Here is a 24,034-nt window from a genome sequence, read left to right on the forward strand (position 1 = left end):
GTACAATTATGCTATCGACAATTTAGAGTTAGATTAATATGGGGTGATTGATTGCAGTTCTTTGCCTATGAAGAAAAGCTGTTAAATAAATTTATAACAGATTCGATGGATTCGAAAGAGCAAGTAAAGTTGAAATTCGGATTTTATATCGTAGCAGATATTATTAAAAAAGGCTTAGTTGTTTATATTTTAGCGGCTTTACTAGGAGTATTTTTGAAAGTGTTAATTGTCCATTTTAGTTTTTTATTCCTCCGACAGGTGACTTACGGATGGCACAGTCGTACAAATAAAGGGTGCATTTTGGGAAGTGTGTTTGTATTTGTAATTTTCCCTTACTTTTTAAATCTTGTTGATTTGTCAGCAACTATGGTTTATGGAAGTAGCTTAATTGTCATTGCTTCAATTTATTTAATAGGACCTCTTGGAACACTGATAAATCCAATTCAAGATGAAAAAAACTTTTACAAAATAAGCTTCTAATACGATTATTTTTATTATTGATTCTCATGTTTGTCATTCCTCTAGGAGTGTTTCAGTACATTCTTGTTGGTGTAACTATTCAATTGACAACATTACTTATTCAAACTTTAAAAAATGGAGGTGTTACGTATGGCTAAATTTTTTATCAGAACTTTACGTAGTTTATTTTTATATTTAGGAGCTTTAGGAGCCTCTCAGATGTGTTTTGGTTATCTTCATGAAGTATCAGTACCAGAAGATTTAAAAGAAGATGGAATATTATGGAAATTGATCTAACCCCTTTTATACTTTATTATGTATAAAAGGGGGATTTTTCAAAATGTTGCACGAATGGACCATCAACCTTATTAATTTACCTATACAGTATGCTTTATTAATGGCCTCTTTTTATTACTTAGTAAATGAACGGCCATCATGGAAAAGAGTTTTATTCAGTTCACTAGTTATCTTTCTTCCATCAGTATTTCTATATCAAATGATATTTTGGAGCGGAATACTTTATCTACTAGTTGGAATGACTATCTTCTTTTTATGGGGGAATCCAAAAACAAAATGTCTGTTTTATTGGGGGATTGTTATTATTGTCGCTATAATTTCTGATCATTTGGCTACAATTATTATTTTCAATCTGTCATTTAAGGATGAATTATTTCAATTTTTTTTAAGAACAGTTGTATTTATCTGTATACATATTTTCATCATTTACCTATTGTCCTTACTAATTAAAAAGATATACTTCAAATTGCCGAAAAAAGAAATTTGGCTGATTAATGTGGCTATAGTATGTACTATTGGTGTTTTTTATTTTAATATTTTTCGTGTATTTAAGTATTCGAAAATTGAAGTATTAAGGTTTAATACAATTTTGTTAACAGTATATTTTATATTATTAATAGTCTTAATTGGGATTATCATTAGTATTTATCTAAAAAAATATGAGTTAACGGTTAAGGAAAAGGAACTTTCAAACTTTAGCGTTTATATTCAATCTTTAGAGCAAGTGAATAAAGATATGCAAAAGTTTCGACACGATTATTTAAACATTTTACTTAGTTTGAAAGGCTATATAGCGGATAAAGATTGGGAAGGTTTAGAAACCTACTTTGAACAGGGAATTTTAAAGTTTGAACAAAAAACATTGGAGAGTAATAAAATTCTAGCCCATTTAAACAATATCCAAAACCTTGCATTAAAAGGTTTAATTTTCAATAAGGTAAGTAGTGCTATTGAACAAAATTTGAAAGTATCACTAGAGGTTCCCAATCCGTTAAAGTTAGAGGAAGATTTGATTGATTTAACTCGAATTTTAGGTATTCTACTGGATAATGCAATCGAGAATTGTGTAGAAGATCGTCAAGAATTTATTCAACTGGCTGTAATAGAACAAAAGGATTCTACGCTTTTTGTTATTCGAAATAAAATGAATAAGAAAGTTATTGATATAAATAAACTTTTTTGGGAGGGGTATACCACTAAAGAGCAAGGTCATGGCTTAGGATTGAGTACCGTGAAAAAAATAGTAGATTCCTCGTCAGATATGTTACTAAATATAAGCGTAGAGGATAATTGGTTTAATGTAGAGTTGTTGATCTTGCGTCAGCAGAAGACTTCCTCCTTTAAAGGGAGGAGATGAATACTTGTTTTGCTTTTTCAGTGGGTCTTCAAGCCAAACACTAGCTGAAATAGGAGTACCGTTAAAAAGCGCATAATTTGAGGTAATGATGGGTGTTACCCACATCATCTCAGTAAACCATCATTATTAGCTCTATAAAATGTGCGTAGCTACCTTACTAACCTACGTAATGGATAAAAGGAGAGAAATTATGAAAGTGGCAATCTGCGAAGATAATGTAGTATTTGCAAAGCAAGTAGAATCCTATATTAATAATTATACGTTTATTGAGGAAAACGGTATTAAAGTAGTATTAAATACGGCATCTCCAGAAGAGTTAGCAAAGTTTATTCAAAAAGAACAGGTGGATTGTTTCTTTTTAGATATTGATTTCGGTACAGCTATAAACGGACTAGAATTAGCGAAGATCATTCGGGCAGCTCTACCTTTAGCAAGTATAATTTTCATTACTACACATAATGAAATGCTGCACTTAACATTTAAGTACCAAGTAGAAGCCCTTGATTTTATTATAAAAGACGAGGAAGAAGACTTACAGCATAGTATTATCAGCGCTCTAAATTCTGCTTTTACAAAATATCGAAATATAGGTGAACGACTTGACACCCACTATTTTCAAATTAAGGTAGGTGAATATGTAAAAAATATAAATTTAGATGATATTTTATATTTTAAAGCTGCAGATGTCCCTCATAAATTGACTTTATCGACAAAGCAAGGGTTTTATGAGTTCTACGCAAAATTGAATGAGATAGAAGAGAAGGAGGGTTTTGATGAAATATTTTTTCGCTGCCATCGTAGCTACTTGATTCAATTGAATAATGTCCTCGAAATAAATTGGAAGTCAAAGATGATTATTATGCTAAATGGCGACAAGTGTCCTATTTCATTCCGAAAAGTTAAACTTTTAAAGGAAAAATTAACAGCATTTAAGTCATGATAAATCTTTCTCAAAGAGCCGTTTCTCATTTCTAGTCAAAACGTAAGGCGGAACATGCATTTTCTTTATTAACCATTTGGATAATTATAAAAAATATCTATGAGACCGTCTGTATCTGTATGTTTCGTCACCGCCCTTCGTTACACAAAAAACCCTCATAGACTAGCTATAAGGGCATATATCCTTTATTCTTGAACAAGCGTCAGTAAAAATTGATCGCGTTCTGCTTCCTCTTGCATTTTACTATCAATAAGCATTGCACCAGATTGGACACGTGTGATGGCATTGTCTACAAGAAATTGCACATTGACCTTGGCTATTTCATTGTCAACGGGGCAATCCCCCTTGAACTCTACGACGTCCTGTCCCTTTTGTGTTTCAAAATAAACCCAATATGGATTTTCACAGGCAGCGGCAAAGGCACTTTCTAAAGTTTTTGTACTATTTTCATACGTATAGTTTTGTACATATGTAATATATTCATTGTTTGTAATATCCTTTTGTGGGCCATAAAAGTACCAAAATACCCCTAAAATACCGATAGGCACAATCCATAATATATTCCTTTTACTTAATTTCCCCATGCTTTGCTTCCCCCTTTATGTGAATATTTTAACATCTTCTTTTGCATTTTTGCTAGCTTACGATAATATTTTCTATAGAAGGCCGTGATTCTGTTCATAGCGTGAGCTTTGAATTCAAGTGGCAGTTATGATAACGTTAGTTGATAGATTTGTTTCGAAGTCGCCATTTTGTTTGGTGAAGGAGGTTTTTGCATGCATAAAAGAAGACGTGGTTTGCTCCTAGTTCTCGTGCTGATATTACTGGGTTTGTTCTTTTTTCTCGGCACAAAAATGCGGCCGGCCACACAAACGACAAGAAATTCTGAGCCATCCCCAGTCCAAGAGGAAGTATCTGAACAAGAGGGGGTGTCAGAAAATGTGGAGGTCATCCTACAGGACATAGCCAGTTTAGCACTAGAAGGAAGAGTCCCTTATGTGCCGTTTGCAGCAGGTGAGGCGGATCAACAAGTGGTTCATCAGCAATGGGGGGAGCCTCAGCAAGTAACGGAGTCAGTGAATGGACGATATGAAGCTTATCAGGATGTGACGATTGGCTTTCAAGGTTCACATGCTTTTGATATTCGTTCATTTAAAGAGGATATCAAGAAAATTCATTTAGCCGATATTAAAAATAAGCTAGGTGAACCCGATGAGGTTCGTTATTATCAGGATACAACGACCAATCAAATCATTCTTGTCTACCAAGTGAATGCCGACTATCAATTAAAATGGATTTTACCAAAACCGACTGACAGTGATCCTAATCCTGTCGTTCATCATATTTCGGTCTATACTGAATTAAAGCAACAAGCAGCTGATACGGTCAAGCAGATGACATTGGACGAAAAAATTGGTCAAATGATGTTTGCAGGTGTGTCAGGTACGACGCTTCAGCAGGACACAACAAGCCTCATTCAAGATGACAAAGTGGGTGGTTTGATTCTTTATGGTAATAATCTTGAAACCCCTCAGCAAACAGTCACATTGATGAATGACTTAATGGCTGCCAATACCAATAATCAGGTGCCCCTTTTCATAGGAACCGACCAAGAAGGTGGGAAGGTGGTTAGATTACCAGGGCCTTTAAAAAACTTCCCAACGAATAAAAGCATTGGGGATATCAATCAATCCCAATTGTCATTTAAAGTAGGTCAATTGCTAGGGGAACAATTAAAGGCATTTGGCTTTAACCTTGATTTTGCCCCTGTACTAGACGTCAATAGCAATCCGAATAATCCGATTATCGGAGATCGCTCGTTTTCGAATCATCCCGATATTGTCAGCAAATTAGGCATTCAGACAATGAAAGGGCTAGAGTCCAAGCAAGTAATTCCAGTAATCAAGCATTTCCCTGGGCACGGTGATACTTCCGTGGATTCCCATTTAGAATTGCCAAAGGTGACGAAAAGTTTGGCCGATTTAAAGCAACTGGAGCTTGTCCCCTTTAAAGATGCCATTGATAACGGTGCCGATGTGGTCATGGTTGCTCATATTTTATTACCAAAGATTGACCCACAATACCCTTCATCGATGTCGAAGGAAATTATCACAGGTATGTTAAGGGAGCAGCTAGGCTTCGATGGGGTTGTCATGACAGACGATATGACGATGAAAGCTATCACGAATCATTTTGCTATCGGTCAAGCGGCTGTAGATTCAATCAAGGCTGGCAGTGATATTATATTAATCGCCCATGAGTACACGAATGTCGCATCAGCCATAAAAGCTGTGAAGGCAGCCGTCCATGATGGAGACATAACAGAGGAGCGCATTAATGAGAGTGTCCGTCGAATCATGCAGCTAAAACAAAAGTATCAGCTTGTCAATCAACCCGTGACAGCAGTTGATATCAACAAGCTCAATACAGACATCGAAAACGTATTCAATATGTATAAATAAAGATGGAGAGGGACATACAGCAAGTAATGTATGTTCCTTTTTGTGAATGATGGATAAGGGTGAGAACGTGGATAAGGAATTCAAATTAGCTAGTCGATTATTAACGCTGTTAGATGCTGAACAAAGATGGTTTACTTTAGCGGAGGTTGAAAAAAGTTTACATGTTTCAGATAAAACCATCCGTAAGCTAGTAGAAGAAATCAATAGGCAATTGCCAGCAGCGATGACTATTGAAGTGTCTAGAGGAAAGGGAATCTTTCTACAACGCGATGGGCGAAGTACAACAGTTAGTGAAGTGGTTTCAAGCATGCTTAGACAAACAATCTTCTATCGACTAATGCATTTATTGTTTACAAATGGGCATCAATTCACCATGGAGGAGCTTGCAGAAGCTATGTTTATGAGTACCTCATCTTTGAAGAAATTGATTATGCAATTAAATAATCACGATTTGAAGCCATATAAGCTACGAATTACATACTCGACGCCAGCCGTAAAGGGAAATGAATTGAATATCCGTTATTTTTACTGGAAGTTATATGGTGATGCTTATGAGTTTACAGGATGGCCATTTACGAATAGTGACTGTGATTTTATCAATCAATCCATTACGAATATAGAGAATGAGAAGAACATTGTTTATTTTATCAATTCCAAACGGAAATTATCGTTTTTAATAGCGATTGTACTTGAAAGAGTGAGAAAAGGGAACTATGTCAAAATTGCTGAGGGTGATTATCTTTGGGAAAGTGGGATTTTCTATTTGCCAGTAAAAGAATTTGCGCTGGCACTGGAAGAAAGATTCTCTATAGAATTACCAAAAAATGAATTGTTTTTCATGCAATCCCTATTTAGCCTAAGCCAATATCATTATTATGAAGGGTCTGACATGACGCCGGAGAAAGAAATTGAATTGTACAAGAATAAAGAAGTCGATCAAATGGCGCAGCAGTTGTTAACAATATTGGCTAAGGCTTACCCCAATCTAGATAGGCAAGAGCGTTTTATCTTGGAAGTATATGAGTTTCTTGACAAGCTTTTAATCGATAACGCCATTCCTGAATGGTTGACGATTGCAAAAAGTAATTTAACAAACTATGTTCAAATCGAGTGTCAGCAGATTTATCAAGATATGCAGAACTGCATGCAAAAGTGGCAAAAAACATACCCTTCTGTCCTGTATAATGACTTTCATTTAACCAAACTCACCTTACTTGTTCGTTCAGGACTACGCTATAAAAGTAAACGAGCCTTCTTGGTCATTGGTGAGGAGTTTTCTATCCGTCATTATATAGCTAATTTGATAAAAAACGAAATTGGAGACCAACTCATTATTAATACTTCCATTATGAAGGGGCTAACCGATGAAATGGTGGAGCAGCATCACATTGATTTTGTCATAAGTAATTTTCCTGTTGCCTTAACGACAGTGCCCGTTGTTATTATTTCAACGATCCCTTCAAAAAGGGATTTAGATAATATTCGCCAAGAATTGCTTCAGTAATTTGGTCAATTATTTCCTGTACACTACGTAACAATCTGGTCTAGTTTGTTATGATAAAAAAATCTTATACTCATAGTAGTTTCTGAACCGATTTCTTTTAAGAGAAATTGGTTTGGAAACAGCTATGGGTTTTTTTGATGGCAAATGAAAACGTTTACCTTATGGAATTTGAGATAAATAGTTGGAGGGATAAAGATGAGTAGGCATTTAGGTGCAAAAAAGGGAGAAATAGCAGAGCGTGTGCTGCTTCCTGGAGATCCTTTGCGTGCAAGATTTGTAGCAGAGCATTTTCTAGAGAAGGCCTATTGCTATAACGAAGTAAGAGGGATGTATGGTTACACAGGAATGTACAAAGGTGTGCCGATTTCAGTTCAAGGTACTGGGATGGGCAATCCATCGATGAGTATATATGGTACGGAATTGGTCAACGATTATGGCGTTAAGAAACTGGTTCGTATCGGAACATGTGGTGCGATGCAAAAGGATATTAATATCCGTGATATTATATTAGCCCAAGCAGTGTCCTCAGATAGCAATTTGACGGAGAAAATATTCTACGGTAATAATTACGCACCAACAGCAGATTTTTCTTTATTAATAAAGGCGTATCAACAAGCACAAGACAAAAAAGTAAATGTCTTTGTTGGCAATATTTATAATTCTGATGAATTCTATCGTGAAACACTAGACAGGCTTCATAAGTTTATGGAATTCGGTGTGTTAGGTGTAGAAATGGAAAGTACATCCCTCTATACTTTAGCTGCTAAATACGGGGTAAAAGCATTATCTATTTTGACGGTAGGTAGTCAATTATTAACAAATGAAAGCTTATCTCACGAGGAAAGTGAAAAGTCCTTTTATGAAATGGTGGACATTGCACTTCAGACAATCATCGATGAGTAATGCAATAGTAATCGTAAGAAAAGGGGAAGACCGTAATGAAGGCAATATTGTCTGGATTACAGTGGATGGTATTTATGCTCGCTGGTGCTATCGCAGCGCCGATTGCTATCGCAGATGTATATAATCTAACACCTATTGAGACGTCTGGGCTAATCCAAAGTACGATTATTACTTTAGGGATAGCTGGTTTTTTACAAGGGCTGATTGGTCATAAATTACCAATCCATGAAGGGCCAGCTGGTTTATGGTGGAGCATTTTTACCATTTATGCGAGTTTGGTAGGGGTATTATATTCTTCTCACATGGCTGCCTTACAAGCTTTATGTGGAGGAATGATTATAAGTGGTATTTTATTTATCCTACTTTCAGCACTTAAGCTAATGGATAAAATTGCTTGTTTATTTACACCGACCATCACTTTTATCTATTTGCTTTTATTAATCTTTCAATTAAGTGGCTCCTTTATGAAAGGAATGATGGGTATTTCATCAAGCCACGCAACAGTAAATATTAAAGTATTTCTACTTAGTACGATGGTCATTTGTATCACCTTTTGGTTAGGCAACAATCGCTATACTATCCTGCGTCAATTTTCAATCATCATTAGTATATTGATAGGTTGGTTATTATTTGTGATTTTTGGTCAGACATCTGGGATTTCACAGGTAAATACACTAGTTAAGCTTCCTGAATTGTTCCCATTTGGAAGGCCGAGATTTGACAGTGGCACCATCACTACAGCATTTTTGTTAGCATTGCTATTAATAGTTAATGCGATTGCATCAATCCGTTTGATGGAGACAGTCATGAAACAAAAACAATCAAGGGATGATCGCCGTTATTTGCGTGCTGGATTTATGTCAGGGATTACACAACTAATTTGTGGAGGCCTGGGTGCGATCGGCTCAGTGCCAATTTCGGGGGCAGCAGGATATGTTGAACAAACAGGTATGAAGGAACGCAGGTCGTTTTTAATTGGGTGTTGCTGCGTTATCTGTATCTCCTTACTGCCACCCTTTATGAATATATTAGCGGGTATTCCAGCACCAATAGGCTATGCTGTAACATTCGTTATTTTTGTCAAGATGGTCGGAATCTCCTTGAAGGAATTGAAAACGGTTACGCACGAGGAACGAACGTATATCGTGAGTGGCGTGTCTCTTTTAGTTGGTGTTGGTTTAATGTTTATTCCTTCATCTGCGACAAGCCAATTATCTCCTATCGTGATTGCTATTTTAAACAATGGGTTAATTTGTGGAAGTTTTTTAGCGATTATTTTAGAACAAGGATTAATCTGGAAGGAAAAACATTCGAGTAAGTCTATATCTTAAACAGAGTAAAACACGGAGGGGACAAGATGCATTATTTAATTTCTATAGTAGGACTCATGCTAGTTCTATTATTAGCATGGGTTGCAAGTAATAATAAGAAAAAGATTAAATATCGCCCCATCATGGTGATGATTGCTATCCAACTTATTTTAGGCTTTCTTTTACTTAAAACGGGTATCGGGGAATTTCTAATTAAAGGTTTTGCTGATAGTTTTGCAAAATTACTTGAATACGCCAATGAAGGTACTAATTTTGTATTCGGTGGGATGGCCAATGAAGGTGCACATACATTTTTCCTTTATGTATTAATGCCAATTGTATTTATGTCAGCAATAATTGGAATATTGCAACATTATAAAATCCTCCCATTTATTATTAAGTATATTGGTTTAGTATTAAGTAAAATAAATGGGATGGGTAAACTAGAATCATATAATGCAGTTGCAGCAGCTATAGTAGGACAAAATGAAGTATTTATTTCCGTGAAAAATCAAATTGGATTTTTACCGAAACATCGTCTGTATACATTATGTGCTTCCGCGATGTCAACGGTATCTATGTCGATTGTCGGCTCCTATATGACGATGTTAGAGCCTAAGTATGTAGTGGCAGCATTAATATTAAACTTATTTGGCGGCTTTATCATAGCCTCCATCATTAACCCGTATGACGTAAAAGCCGAAGAGGATATAATTGAAGTACAAGAAGATGAAAAGCAAACCTTCTTTGAAATGCTAGGCGAATATATTATGGATGGGTTTAAGGTAGCCATCATCGTTGGGGTCATGTTAGTAGGTTTTGTTGGGTTGATTGCCTTGATTAATGGTTTATTTAGCGGTATATTCGGCATCTCGTTCCAAGACATCTTAGGCTATATCTTTGCTCCAATTGCCTTTGTCATGGGTGTACCTTGGCATGAAGCTGTCAATGCCGGAAGTATCATGGCGACAAAGCTTGTGGCAAATGAATTCGTTGCCATGCTGGATTTTGTTAAAATACAAGATAGTTTCAGTGAGCGCACAACAGCCATCGTATCTGTTTTCCTTATATCCTTCGCGAACTTTGGGTCCATTGGTACCATCGTGGGTGCGGTGAAAGGGTTAAATGAAAAGCAAGGGAATGTGGTTGCGCGCTTTGGATTAAAATTGCTATATGGTGCTTCACTTGTAAGTGTTCTATCAGCTATCATTATCGGCATTGTATTTTAAATAGGCTCATAAGATTTGAATGACTTAAGAGTATCTACACCATTTCCTATCACCTAAAATTGCTCAGTTACTTGGAAAAAGGGAGGGTAGATCTCTATAAATAAATATAATTTTTAACCCTTTCGTTGATAAGAAAGGGTTTTTGCATATTATGTAAAAGGCTAGGAACATTCATAACATATAGACCTTTCACATATGGCAAAATTCTTTTTATCTCCTTGTAATATTTCTCCCTCTCAAAGTACCATATATTAATAACCTCTTAATATCCTCCAAGAAAAGGCAACAGCTTCTACACTTTTACCTATTTCGATGGTTTAAATTGCCATATAGGTCTTTAGACAGTTGAGTCATTTCTGTCTTTCTTATAATATGTAATTATTGTTGAAAATGATAATCATTATCAATGTTTGTCAACAATTCAATTGTTTCCATTTACTTCTTATCATCTCATCAGTCTTTTTAATTTGGAAGACTCATTTTTTTAACAGTGAATGATAATAATTATCATTTGATAGGGAGAAGGCTCTGTGAAAGGATGGTTAATGAATGCAACAGATGGCTAAACAGATTGCAGAAAATGCAACGTTTCAAGCGTTTATGAATTGTTATATACGAGAGGTGAGTAGCGGACACTGGGTCAGAAAGGAGGAATGGATAAAAGAACAGCGACTATCTATCCTAATGACAGAGGAATATATATTAGAAATCGAGTTGCCATTACAAAACACACGTTTTGCATTTGGCATGGAATACAAATCTCTTGTTGGAAGGCATAAATTTGGTGTCTCGTTGAAGTATTGTACGAAACAAAACCAATGGCTTGTTGAAGATAAATTAACGATACTCATCACATTTATTCAGGAACTCCATTTTATGGCTAAGAAGGATGGATGTCATGAACTTTCCTCCCATTTTGATGAACTCATTCTTCGCATAATTGAGAGCTATCAAACGATGACAAATTATATTGAAAAGCGTCTGGAAAATAAGAAACAAAATGGAGCTAACGATACGTTTATTGAAGCTGAGCAATCTCTCTTACTTGGACATTGGCTCCATCCGACACCTAAAAGCAGACAAGGGATGTCAGATTGGCAGCAAACGAGTTTTGCTCCAGAGTTACAAGGTTCTTTCCAGCTTCACTATTTTCGTGTCGACCGTAAAAATGTGAAAGAGTCCTCTGTATTAGAAAAAAGTGCAAGTGAACTCATTTCTCAGTCTTTAACAACATCACAACCTGATTTTGTGATGTCAGAGAAGGATTGCCTCATTCCGATGCATCCGCTTCAAGCACAATGGCTTTTGCAGCAACCGCATGTAAAAAAAGCGCTTGCTGAAGGATGGATAAAATACGAAGGTGCACTTGGGGCACTTTATACAGCAACCTCCTCGATAAGAACGGTATATAGCACAAATGAAGAAATGATGTATAAGTTTTCAATTCCAGTCAAAATAACGAATTCATTGCGGGTGACTAGAACGCATGAATTAAAAGCTGGAATTGTTATGGCTCGGTTAATGAATAAGATTGATTTCTTACAGAACCATCCATCTTTTCGGATGATTGATGATCCAGCCTATATGACTGTAGAGTTCCCAAATCAGACGGAATCAGGGTTTGAGGTTATTTTTCGCTCAAATGTATTTCCTGAAGGACAGGATGAAGGAATCTGCATGATCGCTACGCTTTTGCAAGAGCCCCTACCAAAAGAAAAATCAAAATTATGTCAGCTCATCATGAAAATCGCTCAATCAGAATTCCGATCATTAGAGAGCGTAAGCTTAGATTGGTTTAAGGCTTATTGGAAATGTTCGATTGAATCGTTATTAAAATTATACGACGAGAATGGAATAGCTCTCGAAGCACACCAGCAAAATAGTTTGTTAAACATTTCTTCCAGTTATCCAACTACTTATTATTATCGTGATAACCAAGGTTATTACTTATCAAAAACATATAAAGAAGTACTTCTTTCAATAGAGCCTTCTTTACATGAAACAGAAGAGCTATTTTACGAAGATGCCCTTATTCATGATAGATTTACATATTATTTATTTATGAATCAATTGTTTCCCGTTATTTCCCGATTTGGAGCCGATCAGCTAATCGATGAAAAAATTCTTTTGAAGTGGTCTATCGATCAACTGCACTTATTAGAAAAAGAATTTACAGGTTTCGGGAAGGCATTTATTCGTAACATTCTAAAGCAAGAGGAGCTTGCGTTCAAAGCAAATTTATTAACAAGATTTCATGATGTAGATGAACTAGAAGCCGAGCTTGAACAAGCGGTATATACGAAAGTGCCAAATCCGTTCGTTGTTCAGTATGAGGAGGCAGAATATGAAGCAGCTACAGCCTTTAGTTACTAAACAAGAAGAGCTACGTGTAAGGCGGCAGCTTGTAGAAGCAATGATGTTTGAAGGACTAATCAAATATGAAGAAACGCCTCTAGATAAATGGTCTTCCATTTTTACTCTTGTTGGACAGAAATGTACCTATCGTTGTGAAGGGCGAAGAATGGCCTTTGATCGTATCCGAATAAAGGGCGATAGTATTTTTCTAGTAGGAAAAGATGAGACGTTACTAGAAGCTACGCTTGAGGATCTAGTAGATGAATTACTATCTACTCGTAAAGACAAAGTTCGTTTACTGGAAGAACTTCATTTAACGAGTAAGCTTTGTCAATGGAATGAGCGTCATCTCCAAATGCCCATGTCGAGAAGAAATTCGAGCTATGAAGAATTAGAATCAGAAATCATGGAAGGGCATCCCTATCATCCTTGTTTCAAATCTAGAACCGGTTTTACAATTGACGACCATAAAAACTATGGCCCTGAGGCAAAGCAATCATTTACCCTTCAATGGGTTGCGGTGAGAAGAAGCTACGTACGAATCACCGTTCTTGAGGAAGAGAGCTTTTGGAAAAGAGAGCTAGGACATTTTCTGTGGGAAGACCTTCTAGCAAAGCTTGCGATTTTCGGTGGAACATTTGACGACTATACGTTCCTCCCTGTTCATCCTTGGCAATGGCATAACCTGAAAATGGAACTAGCTGGATTAATTGAGCAAAAAGATTTAATCCCTCTAAATGTGAAAGGAGATTACTATAGGGCAACCCAATCAGTACGAACATTATGGAATGTTTCACATCCTGAAAAGGCGCAATTAAAATGTGCAATGAATATGGTGAATACTTCTTCCTTGCGAAAGTTACATTCTCATGCTGTTTGTGCCGCTCCTCCTATTTCATCATGGCTTAAACAGGTGATTCAATTAGATGCCTATTTACAAAAGGAAGCATCGCTTATTGTACTGGAGGAATATGCAGGTATTATTTTTGAACCGAATGCCAAAAAGCATAGTAGCAAACTAGAAGGTCAGCTTGGTACCATATGGCGAGAAAGTGTGCGCTTGTATATGAAGGATGAAGAGGAAGCGGTTCCTTTTACAGTACTAATGATGATGGAGAGAGATGGGCGTCCATTTATTGATGATTGGCTTTCCCGATATGGAGCAGAGGAGTGGGTAAAACGCTTGATCGAAGTGAGTGTTATTCCTGTGTGGCACTTGCTGGTCGCTCATGGTATTGCGCTGGAGGCACATGCACAAAACATGATTTTATTGCATCAAAATGGGTGGCCCACTCGGGTTGTACTGAGGGATTTCCATGACAGTATCGAATATATGGAAGAATTCATTGCAGACAGAAGCCTCGTTCCAGACTTTGCAACGATACACGAACGTTTTAAAGATGCACCTGTCGATCAGTATTATTGGATGTCTTCTCTAGAGGCTTTACGAGAGTTAATTATGGATACACTATTCGTATTTCATTTAAGTGAACTATCGTATTTGCTAGAGGAGCAGTATGACTTTGCAGAAACACATTTTTGGTGTCAAGTTAAGGACAGCTTACAGAAGCACTTGGAACGCTTTCCATCGTTATGTGCAAGACATGAACGGCTTCAGCATACTAGCACACAAATTTATGTTGAATCTTTGCTAACTAAGAAAGTTCAAAATCAAGAGGAAGGTAATTTTCGACATATCGTCAACAATACGTTGGCGCAAGCGGATAAAAAGGAGAAATGATGATGTTTTATGTCAATGATCAATTTTATGCAGTAGAAGATATTGAGAAGCAATTTGAAATATATGAAAGCTTACCTCATTTAAGGGAGTGTAACAATCGCAGACTAGCTATTTGTACGGATGATACTTTCCAATATATAGCTCTTTGTTTATACATTCGCGAAAAAGGGGGATCAGTTGTCCCCATCCATTCAGCAACGCCGAAAGAGGGAGCTGTGCGACTTGCTTCTTCAGCAGGTAGTCATCTGCTGTTGTTCCAATCGATTGATACTTTCATTGAACTATCAAATCATTGCAATAACCAAGAGGGCGTATTAGTTCAAATGAGCTCAGGCACAACAGGCGCTCCGAAATGTATTGAACGAACGTGGAGCTCTGTGGAAAAAGAGATTGAAAGTTATGTGACGATGTTACCTGTCGATTCATTGACAAATTCGGTTGTTGCTTGTCCAGTAACTCATTCCTATGGCTTCATTTGTGGTGTCTTGGCTTGCATAAGAAGGGGAGCAAAGCCAGTTATTATTACGAATAATAACCCTAAGTATATTTTGAAAAAGCTAAAAGAATATCCTCAACACATACTTTATGGGGCCCCAGCGTTACTTTATACATTAAGTCGATTATTACCGATGGGTGAACAATTTGATCGTGTCATGACGTCAGGAACTTTGATGCCGCATAGCTGGCTGACAACATTAAGGGAGAAATCTCGCCAAGTACTCCAGCAGTATGGCTGCTCTGAAGCAGGCTGTGTTGCGATTCACCCTAATGTGGAAGATCCGAAAGAAATGGGCTACCCCCTTCCTCATGTAAAGGTAACAGCCGGTGATAAACAAACACCGAGCGAAATCATTATTGAATTGTCTACACAAACGATTTATACGAAAGATCTTGGCTATATAGAAGATAATGTTTTGTCTTTTCTAGCAAGAATAGATGACACAATTAATGTATCAGGCTTGAATGTGTATCCGCAAGAAGTGGAAACCGTGTTAATGGATGACCCAAGAATAGTCGAAGCAGTTGTATATAAGAAACAAGATAGCCTATCAGGAGAGCGGGTATGTGCACTATATGTGTCTATTGAACCAATCGATAATATGGAGCTTCGAGAATGGTGCCGAAAATTTCTAGCTCCACATCAAGTTCCAATAGAGTTTTTGCCTGTTCAAGAAATTGAAAAGCTGCCTAATGGAAAAATAAGTAGAAAAAAACTCGGAGGCATACCAGTATGACGCGACAACAATTGATTCAGAGCATCTATGATATTATGGAAAATTCATTAGAGTTGCCGACACTGTCTTCTTTCAATGAAGATGCCCGATTAAATGAGGATTTGTATATGGATTCCATTATGGTCCTTCAACTGATTCTTCATATAGAGCTGGATCTTGGCATTGCCATCCCCGATGAGGTTCTTGTTCCTAAAGATTTCAAAACAGTAGGAACATTAGCAAGCTTTTTAGAAAAACAGCAAAAGGTAGAATAATCGGAGGCCAAAAATGATAAAAGTTCATTGTTTTGTAAGCTGTGTTTGTGAGGTTATTAAGAAAACGAAAGGTGTCGATCATAGGCCCTACTATTTTGGGGTATGGGACGCTGATTTTGATGTGCTTGATAATGGTGTGCTAACATACCATTCGGATCAAATCGATCATGATTTCTTTCAAACATGGTATGAAATGCTCTATGGCATCAAGCTTTACAAATGGTATGACGAAAAGCAGTCTAAACAAGAAAATATAAACAAATTGCTAGGGCTAGTAGAGAATAAATCGCCACATCAACATGTGATGGTGATGCTGGATTTATCGATGCTGCCAGAGCGAGAGAATAAATTTCATCAACGTCCATTCCCTCATTATGTGATGCTAGAATCGACCGAAAATGAAGAAGAGTGGTTTATGTATGACCCTGATTTTCGCTGGGAAGGAATTTTACCGAAGGAGCGAATTTTAGCTGCAATCCAAGAGCCAACTGTCAAAGGTGGCTATTACTTTGATTCTGAGACGATTATTGCTCCTACTACAGAGACGGTTGAAGCCTATTTTAATACATGCATCAAGCTTGATTGTAATCCGTTGACAGATGCCGTTACCGAAATTATGAAAAAGTCTATCGCAGGAAAAGAACGTCTGTCAAAACTACCGACGGCCTTAAAGCAATTGCCAGTTATCGCGATTAGAAAGTATGCATATGAGCATGCATTTGCATTTTTTTGGGAAGCACTTGGGCGAGAAGAGGAAGGCTTTGACACATGGTGTGATGAAATTGAGCGTCTAGTGACTGGCTATACAACGATTCAGTATCGAGCGATGAAGCTGGCGATGACGCAAGATTTGTTATTGGTGGAAAATATTTTTGTGAAGTTAGAAGAACAAAATCAGCTTGAGTTCAAAATCAAGCAAGGATTACAAGAATGTTTTCAAGCATGGTTAACATTACAGCACAAGAAAGAGGTCATGTTATGAAACTATCAATTTGTACAATCTCATTTCGGCACCATCTCCACTCGATGGAGCAATTAGCTCAATTTGCTAAAACACAAGGCTTTCAAGGAATCGAGCTCTGGGGCATTCATGCAAAGAACTTGGCAGATGAACCTCATTATGGAGCAGATTGGCTAAGCTCCTACGGTTTGGAAACGAGCATGCTTAGTGATTATTTGCCATTAGATGCACCCGTTTCGGAGATGATGGCTGAAACAGAAAGATTATCTGCTCTTGCCAAGCGCTGGGGAACAAATAAAATTCGTACATTTGTAGGAAAGCAAGGCAGCTCAGACACGAGTAAGAAAGAAAGGGCAGAACTTATTGTCAGACTTACAATGCTCTGTGATTATCTTGAGTCACAAGGACAAAACTTGCTGGTAGAAACTCATCCAAATACATTGACAGATAATCTACCTTCAACCATGCAGTTACTTGAAGAAACGAATCACTCAAGCCTACGAGTGAACTTTGACGTTTTACATATATGGGAATCAGGAATGAACCCGATTGTCGCCATGAAGCAACTACGTCCTTATATCTTACATTTTCACTTTAAAAATATTGCCTCACGTGTTCAACTAGATGTTTTTTCACCAAACAATGTGTATGCGGCAGCAGGCTCTAGGGAAGGAATGGTTCCTTTGTTTGAAGGTGCTATTGATTACGGTGAATTCCTAGCAGAAGCAGTTTCAACGATGGAGGTAGATGCATCATTGGAATGGTTTGGATCGAATGTGATGAGCGTATTAGCAAAAGATAGTCAAGAGGTTAAGAAGGCGTTGCAGTTGGTGCAAATATAGTGTAAGGCTGTTTATACTCAGTGAACTCAGTTGTACCCTAGAGTTGGATGGAATTACCTGAAGTTAAGCTGAAAATACTGGAGTCTGCACACAACTTAGTTCTGATGCAAGAAACATTTGTGAAAAAAGATGATGTCAACGGCAGAAAAAGCAAATTTGCAAGGTGAGAGGTTGATTTCCGTTCCGCCAGCGCCCTTTCCAGGGGGCGTCCGATGAGCCGCTTCACTCACTTACGCTCGCTCCAGGGTCTCATCTGTGACGCTATGAGCTGCACCCAAAATATTGGACTTAAAAATCTACTATAGGGGGTGCAGGTAGTGATTTCTGATGAACAAAAATTAGCCGCAGTTCTAGCTTACTTTGAAGAAAAAGAAAGTACGTATCAGATTGCCAATCGATTACAGAGGGATCGACAGTACATTCGATTATGGATTGAATTATATCGCTATCATGGCATCGAAGGAATTATTCGTCCTCAAGGGTTCACGAATTACGAAGATTCTTTTAAAATAAAAGTAATTCAACACCTGATAGAGACGGGCGATTCGCTCCTTCAGACCGCTGCGAAGTTTAATATTCCTTCCCGTGAAACCATTCGGAGATGGAAAAAACAATGGATGTCAACGGCTGGTGAGGTGCTCTATCAAGTAGAAAAGGAGCGCCAATCAATGCCAAAAAAACAACCACCTTCGTCCGATTTAAATGGAAAAACAACGGATGAGTTAAAAGCGGAAATTGAGTATTTACGGATGGAAAATGCCTATTTAAAAAAGTTGAAAGCCTTAGTTCAAGAAAAGGATGCCTTCAAATCCAAGAAAAAGTAAGAGCTGTCTATGAGCTAAGGTTGGATTTTCCTCTTCAAGCTCTATTAAAAGTCGCGAAACTTAAGAAAAGTACGTATTATTACCATCTCCAAAAATGGGTAAAACCAGATAAATATCAGGCGATCAAAGAACGAATTCAGACGCTTTTTCATTACCATAAGGGGCGTTATGGCTATCGTCGTATTTGTTTAGCCCTCCGAAATGAAGGGTTTTTCATCAACCATAAAACGGTCCAACGATTGATGCAAGAATTGGGCTTAAAAGGGACGGTACGCCCTAAAAAATACCGTTCGTATAAAGGGACAGTCGGCTATGTCGCAGAGAATATCATCCAACGTGATTTTGAAGCCACTGCACCCAATCAGAAATGGGTAACCGATGTAACGGAGTTTAAAATAAACGGTCAAAAAATCTATATATCCGCTGTATTAGATTTATTCAATCGAGAAATCGTTGGGTATGAGGTATCAAAATCACCTAATTTTGAGTTAGTTCAACAGTCTTTTAAGAAGGCGTTTACGTATACAAAGTTACCGAAAAAGAGTGGCTTAATCGTCCATTCTGATCAAGGATGGTTATATCAAATACCACGTTTTAAAGCGTTATTGGCAACACATGAAATCAAGCAAAGTATGTCACGGAAAGGAAATTGTTTAGATAATGCCGTGATAGAAAGCTTTTTTGGCATTATGAAATCAGAATTTCTATACGCAACAACGTTTAAGAACTACGAAGCATTCAAAAAAGCGTTAGTAGACTATATCCACTACTACAATCATGAACGGATAAAAATAAAACTCAACGGAAAAAGTCCAGTTGAGTTTCGAAGAGTTTCTTAAAAGTTCAAATTTTTGGGGTCAGTTCACTAATCCCCTAGGAGTGACGCTGGCTCCACTCCAATCAACCATTCTGCAAAGTGTCTTTACTTTTTTTCATAGTAATATAGCGATTAAATAGCCCATTATTTTTAGAGGGAATAAGCTCTTATTTTCAATGTGGGGAAGTGATGTGTGACAACACCTCTCCATAAAGAGTAGTGAAGACCTTCGCCTTATTTGAAAACCTTTGCTAAAAAGGTAATACTTTTGTAGGTTGGAGTGGAAGGCTACTTGACTCCCGTGGGATAACGAGACAGGCGAGCCTCTAAACGGAGCGATAACGGAGGAAGCGGCTCGGGACGCTCGCCCACAGGAAAGCAAGTAGCCTGCAACGGAAATCCATTTCTACCTTCCAATTGACTGTTTTGTTTTTCAACACTAAGAGGTTTATTAACTGTTATCAACAGTAAATAAACCTCTTTTACATGGATAAGAACTTCTCTGGACACTTTTGTAATTGGACTCTAGATATATGGGATCTAAGTTTATTGGTAAAAACAATTCAACAGTCGTCCCTTTTCTCTCTTGACTTGTAATTTTAATTACGCCTTTATACAATTTCATAATACTATTCGCAATGCTTAGTCCTGAACCAAAACCTTCTTTTTTACGCTATTTTTAATAAAATAATCTTAAGGAAAGACAGGGTTAATTTTTACTATACCATTTCCAGTTATAAGTGATTTTCTTTATTTTTCGGACTTTTAAGGGGAGAAATTGAGTTTTCACAAAACTTTAAAAGAATAAGGCCATTCCCGATTGGGAATGGCCAAATTTTTAATTAGAGAGTTCACTTTGGATAATTAATTTGCTTTTACGTTTTTCATCTGAAAGGTCTTGGTTAATAATATAGATATCATTGTCCGCAGAAAACCTGTAAACGTCAGGTGTCTCCAATTCGCTATTTTCAACCAGTAAATTGTTCTCTAGCTTAAATTTTATCAAATATTTATCGTTATAAGAAAAAAACACTTGATTATTAAAATCTGTGTAAAGAGCATTTACATTTAATACATCCGAAACAACTTCTTGCGTATGTTTATTAGAAATATTATAAAAAAGAAGCTTTCGTTTATCAACTTTAGATTCACTAGGGTCATTAAAGGTTAGATAAATAAGTTGTTGGTCATTTAGCATACTTGCCCAACCAATCAATTCATAATCAGTTTTTATTTCTTTGATTTCTTTACTTTTCACATCGTATAAATAGAGATAACCAACATTATTTTTTTTATCAGTAAATAATATTTTCCCATCTTTTGCAGATAAAAACATATTCATAAAAGTATAGGTATTTAAATCAAATATACTTTCAGTTTCATTTGTTTTTAGATTTTTTAACATAACTTTCGGCTTGCTTGTCCTACTATCTATTGATATCCAAGCAGCATAGTCTTCTACAAGTACAGGAAAAGCATTATTGATATTTGGATCATTTTCTTGTGTTAATGGTTGTATTTCATTCGTATTTAAATTCATTGAATATGCATTTTTCTGTGACCCAGTTTCATCAGAATCAACCCAGACTAACCAATTATCATTCAGTTCTAAACCTTGGACAGACGGCAATTCAAATTTACTGTTAAATATAGTTTTATATTTCTGAGTCTTTCTATTATATTGAATGATTTTATTATCTAGACCGGATGAACTCTTATGATCTGCACTCATAAAAATTGAGTTAGCGTTACCTCTAAAAGAAGTTATTCTAGAAAAAGGAACATCTACTGTTTTATTAAAATCTTCATCAACTATTTGATAGTTTTCAAGAGTCTCATTTTCTTCAGCATTGTTATTGTGTTCATTATTTTGAACTACTTTAGGAATAACTAGTAGAATGATAACTAAGCTGACAATTAATCCGAGTGCTACTAATGCTTTTTTTTTCAAAATAATCTCCCCAAATAAACCTAGTTATTTAATTTTGTTCTATTTTACCAAATCATTGCAGGGTTAGCACCATCAGCTTTATAAGATTTTGAATGATATATATTACATGTTTAAATGTATTAGCGTTAGTTAAATCACAGCCGCCTAATTCCGTCAAATATTCAAGAAGCTAAACGAAATCGATTGGCTTGCATCAACCATTTGAAGGGTCCTTTTAGTTCATAGATTTTAATAAGTGATATTTTTAATTGTTTAAAGTAAAATAGTAGTAAGGTATTCACCATCAACTCAACTAATCTGATTAGTTGAGTTTTATGTTTTTATAGAAAAGCTACGAAACTATTTTAAAGAAGATGTGATGATCAATGGGGAAAATCGCCATTTTGGCAGAGAAGCCATCTCAAGCAAGGGCTTATGCAGATGCATTTAAAATAAAGAAAAAAGAGAAAACATTTATTGAACTGGAACCTTGTTCAACTTTTCCTAATGGTGCAGTCATTACCTGGGCAGTGGGTCATCTTGTTGAATTAAAGGAACCAAAAGAATATCAGAAGGAATGGGAGAAATGGTCACTGGGATCATTACCGATCATTCCACAAAAATTTGAAGATAAAGTTGTCTCTAAAATGTATACACAATTTCATGCAGTCAAAAAAATCTTTAATGATCCGCAAGTAACCATGATTTATAATGGCTGCGATAGTGAACGTGAGGGTTCAAATATCTTCTACTCCCTTTTAAAAATGACGAAAGTCAATAAGCCTGTTAAACGATTATGGATCAATTCATTAGAGGTTGAGGAAATTCGAAAAGGTTTTAATCATATGCAAAGTAATGAGCGTGATTTGCTCATGTACCAAGAAGCAAAAACACGTCAAATTAGCGATTGGTTAGTAGGGATGAACTGTAGTCGCCTCTATACGCTACTTTTACAAAAAAAGGGCTTTAGGGGCAGTATCTCCATCGGACGTGTGCAATCACCAACCGTCTATTTAATTTATAAAAGACAGCAGGAAATCGAACATTTCAAGCCTGAAAAATTTTATGAAATTGAAGGGGTTTTCAAAGCACAAAATGGTGTATATAAAGGGAAGGCAAATTTAAAAACAAAAGAGCGTGCAGAGGCTGTGCAATTATTGCAACAGCATGGGATTGAACCGCTGGATACGGGTCTAATTACAAGTGTAACGAATAAAACGAAGCGGATCGCACCACCTAAACTACATGCGTTATCAACATTACAAGCTGCTGCCAATAAGCGTTGGAAATACAGTCCATCGCATGTGTTGAAACTTACGCAATCACTTTATGAGAAAAAGCTCGTTTCTTATCCACGTACTGATTCTCAGCTCATTACACATCATGAGTTTGCCTATTTAAATGACTCATTGGCCAACTATCAGCAGCTCGTGGGAAAGTCATTTCATGCAATCAACCGAGGGAATAACAAACGCTACGTCGATAGTGCCAACGTTGGGGAGCACTATGCTATTATCCCAACGAAAAAAGTGCCGACAGAAAAAGCGTTACAATCCATGAATGCGGATGAACGAAATATTTATTTTGAAATCGTCAATACGACACTCGCTATGTTTCACCAAGATTATCAATACGACGAAAAAACGATCATAACGAATGTCAAAAACGTTGCGTTTAAAACGGTAGGGAAAACAGAGCTTGTAAAAGGTTGGAAAGAATTGTTTTCAAATGAGAAAGAGTTGCAGGAGCGTGAAGAGTCGTTACCTGTTGTTTTCCAAGATGAGATGGTACAAAGTAAGGTTTCTATTTTAGAAGGCACGACAACGGCTCCTAAGCCTTATACAGAAGGTCAACTCATTACGATGATGAAAACATGTGGTAAATCGGTTGAGGATGAAGAGGAAATCGAGGTGCTGAAGTCGATTGAAGGTATTGGGACGGAAGCAACTCGTAGTGGCATTATCGAGACGATTAAAAAGCATGGATTTATTGAAGTACGAAAAAATATCGTGAGTATTACGCCTAAGGGTGCGCTTTTATGTCGATCAATTGAAGGAACATTACTGTCAAGTCCATCGATGACGGCAAAATGGGAAATTTATTTACATAAAATTGGTCATGGAGAAGGGTCAGCCAAACATTTTATTGAAAGCATAGGCAAGTTTATTAATCAATTAATAGCGGAAGTGCCTAAACAGTTAGAGTCACTTACAATTGAAGCGGAGCAGTTTAAACCAGCTGTTGTGAAAGATATTGTGATGTGTCCGACATGTAAAGTAGGAAAAATAGGTTTGCGTAAAAGTTTTTACGGTTGTTCGAATTATAAAAATGGTTGTAAGCAAACGTTTCCAGGAAGGCTATTAGGAAAAAAACTAACGGAGAAGAATATTCATGATTTATGTAAGATTGGTAAAACAGCTGTGATGAAAGGGTTTAAATCAAAGAATGGCAAACAATTTAATGCGTCACTCCGTTTGGTAGAAGGGAAAATTGAATTTGAGTTTAATGAAAAGTAAAGCGGGGGAGCTTTATGATCTATGGTGCAAAAAAACTGATCAATTGAATTCATTTTATAGCTTTTGCTAACGGTCTTATGTGTATCGAGCAATATAGA

The 24,034-nt window shown here is 36.8% G+C and carries 20 protein-coding genes and 1 pseudogene; 18 read left to right on the forward strand and 3 right to left on the reverse strand.

Annotated elements, in window-relative coordinates:
* The first annotated feature begins 51 nt into the window (after window positions 1–51).
* The 4 genes from AC6BKE_RS16925 to AC6BKE_RS16940 all read left to right on the forward strand — a co-directional run bounded on the left by AC6BKE_RS16925 (window position 52) and on the right by AC6BKE_RS16940 (window position 3,053).
* Window positions 52–480 (forward strand): accessory gene regulator B family protein, encoded by a 429-nt coding sequence (locus tag AC6BKE_RS16925; RefSeq protein WP_499857362.1) that lies wholly within the window; start codon window positions 52–54, stop codon window positions 478–480.
* A gap of 129 nt (window positions 481–609) precedes the next feature.
* Window positions 610–756: a cyclic lactone autoinducer peptide gene (locus tag AC6BKE_RS16930; protein WP_499857364.1), complete on the forward strand. Its 147-nt coding sequence runs from the start codon at window positions 610–612 to the stop codon at window positions 754–756.
* 43 nt (window positions 757–799) lie between these two features.
* Window positions 800–2,113 (forward strand): sensor histidine kinase, encoded by a 1,314-nt coding sequence (locus AC6BKE_RS16935; protein ID WP_036127453.1) that lies wholly within the window; start codon window positions 800–802, stop codon window positions 2,111–2,113.
* A 190-nt stretch (window positions 2,114–2,303) separates the two neighbouring features.
* Window positions 2,304–3,053 (forward strand): LytR/AlgR family response regulator transcription factor, encoded by a 750-nt coding sequence (locus tag AC6BKE_RS16940; protein WP_036127449.1) that lies wholly within the window; start codon window positions 2,304–2,306, stop codon window positions 3,051–3,053.
* A 185-nt stretch (window positions 3,054–3,238) separates the two neighbouring features.
* Here AC6BKE_RS16940 and AC6BKE_RS16945 read toward each other — a convergent pair whose 3' ends face one another.
* Complete coding sequence (locus AC6BKE_RS16945) at window positions 3,239–3,637, reverse strand: glucosamine 6-phosphate synthetase (RefSeq protein ID WP_499857366.1); 399 nt, start codon at window positions 3,635–3,637, stop codon at window positions 3,239–3,241.
* A 192-nt stretch (window positions 3,638–3,829) separates the two neighbouring features.
* Between AC6BKE_RS16945 and nagZ the strand changes: the two genes are divergently transcribed.
* From nagZ to AC6BKE_RS17010, 13 genes are all read left to right on the forward strand, one after another.
* A complete protein-coding gene (gene nagZ / locus AC6BKE_RS16950) occupies window positions 3,830–5,515 on the forward strand; it encodes a beta-N-acetylhexosaminidase (protein WP_036127443.1) in 1,686 nt (561 codons plus the stop codon).
* Between the two features lie 67 nt (window positions 5,516–5,582).
* Window positions 5,583–7,019 carry an AcpB/EbpR/MafR family transcriptional regulator gene (locus AC6BKE_RS16955; protein ID WP_499857368.1) on the forward strand — a complete coding sequence of 479 codons (1,437 nt, stop codon included), beginning with the start codon at window positions 5,583–5,585 and terminating at the stop codon, window positions 7,017–7,019.
* Window positions 7,020–7,214: 195 nt separating this feature from the next.
* A complete protein-coding gene (gene deoD / locus AC6BKE_RS16960; RefSeq protein WP_249645794.1) occupies window positions 7,215–7,922 on the forward strand; it encodes a purine-nucleoside phosphorylase in 708 nt (235 codons plus the stop codon).
* Window positions 7,923–7,957: 35 nt separating this feature from the next.
* Entirely contained in the window at window positions 7,958–9,253 is a 1,296-nt protein-coding gene (locus tag AC6BKE_RS16965; RefSeq protein WP_499857370.1) for a purine/pyrimidine permease, read from the forward strand.
* A 26-nt stretch (window positions 9,254–9,279) separates the two neighbouring features.
* On the forward strand, window positions 9,280–10,461 hold the full coding sequence (locus AC6BKE_RS16970; protein ID WP_499857372.1) for a NupC/NupG family nucleoside CNT transporter: 1,182 nt from the start codon (window positions 9,280–9,282) through the stop codon (window positions 10,459–10,461).
* 549 nt (window positions 10,462–11,010) lie between these two features.
* Window positions 11,011–12,834 carry an IucA/IucC family protein gene (locus tag AC6BKE_RS16975; protein WP_499857374.1) on the forward strand — a complete coding sequence of 608 codons (1,824 nt, stop codon included), beginning with the start codon at window positions 11,011–11,013 and terminating at the stop codon, window positions 12,832–12,834.
* Window positions 12,806–14,557, forward strand: coding sequence for an IucA/IucC family protein (locus AC6BKE_RS16980; RefSeq protein WP_089932331.1), 1,752 nt, complete (start codon window positions 12,806–12,808; stop codon window positions 14,555–14,557). The genes AC6BKE_RS16975 and AC6BKE_RS16980 overlap by 29 nt, the downstream gene beginning before the upstream one ends.
* Before the next feature lie 2 nt (window positions 14,558–14,559).
* Complete coding sequence (locus tag AC6BKE_RS16985; RefSeq protein WP_499857375.1) at window positions 14,560–15,792, forward strand: AMP-binding protein; 1,233 nt, start codon at window positions 14,560–14,562, stop codon at window positions 15,790–15,792.
* The gene (gene asbD, locus AC6BKE_RS16990; RefSeq protein WP_036127419.1) at window positions 15,789–16,046 is read left to right on the forward strand and encodes a petrobactin biosynthesis protein AsbD; all 258 of its coding nucleotides are present in this window, start codon (window positions 15,789–15,791) and stop codon (window positions 16,044–16,046) included. Before AC6BKE_RS16985 ends, asbD begins: the two co-directional genes overlap by 4 nt.
* 13 nt (window positions 16,047–16,059) lie before the next feature.
* Window positions 16,060–17,028, forward strand: a complete 969-nt coding sequence (locus tag AC6BKE_RS16995) for a DUF6005 family protein (protein ID WP_089932327.1) — start codon at window positions 16,060–16,062, stop codon at window positions 17,026–17,028.
* Complete coding sequence (locus AC6BKE_RS17000) at window positions 17,025–17,849, forward strand: sugar phosphate isomerase/epimerase family protein (protein ID WP_499857377.1); 825 nt, start codon at window positions 17,025–17,027, stop codon at window positions 17,847–17,849. Before AC6BKE_RS16995 ends, AC6BKE_RS17000 begins: the two co-directional genes overlap by 4 nt.
* Before the next feature lie 317 nt (window positions 17,850–18,166).
* Window positions 18,167–18,673 (forward strand): helix-turn-helix domain-containing protein, encoded by a 507-nt coding sequence (locus AC6BKE_RS17005; RefSeq protein ID WP_180957841.1) that lies wholly within the window; start codon window positions 18,167–18,169, stop codon window positions 18,671–18,673.
* The gene (locus tag AC6BKE_RS17010; RefSeq protein WP_499856447.1) at window positions 18,658–19,512 is read left to right on the forward strand and encodes an IS3 family transposase; all 855 of its coding nucleotides are present in this window, start codon (window positions 18,658–18,660) and stop codon (window positions 19,510–19,512) included. Before AC6BKE_RS17005 ends, AC6BKE_RS17010 begins: the two co-directional genes overlap by 16 nt.
* A gap of 429 nt (window positions 19,513–19,941) precedes the next feature.
* Here the strand turns inward: AC6BKE_RS17010 and AC6BKE_RS17015 are convergent.
* Both AC6BKE_RS17015 and AC6BKE_RS17020 read right to left on the reverse strand, forming a co-directional pair.
* Window positions 19,942–20,148, reverse strand: a pseudogene (locus tag AC6BKE_RS17015) (hypothetical protein); the annotation flags it as partial.
* A 180-nt stretch (window positions 20,149–20,328) separates the two neighbouring features.
* The gene (locus AC6BKE_RS17020) at window positions 20,329–21,441 is read right to left on the reverse strand and encodes a TolB-like translocation protein (protein ID WP_499857378.1); all 1,113 of its coding nucleotides are present in this window, start codon (window positions 21,439–21,441) and stop codon (window positions 20,329–20,331) included.
* A gap of 365 nt (window positions 21,442–21,806) precedes the next feature.
* Between AC6BKE_RS17020 and AC6BKE_RS17025 the strand changes: the two genes are divergently transcribed.
* Window positions 21,807–23,936 carry a type IA DNA topoisomerase gene (locus AC6BKE_RS17025; protein WP_499857380.1) on the forward strand — a complete coding sequence of 710 codons (2,130 nt, stop codon included), beginning with the start codon at window positions 21,807–21,809 and terminating at the stop codon, window positions 23,934–23,936.
* The last annotated feature ends 98 nt before the right edge of the window (window positions 23,937–24,034 follow it).

It is taken from the genome of Lysinibacillus sp. COL-1, from assembly GCF_059814265.1.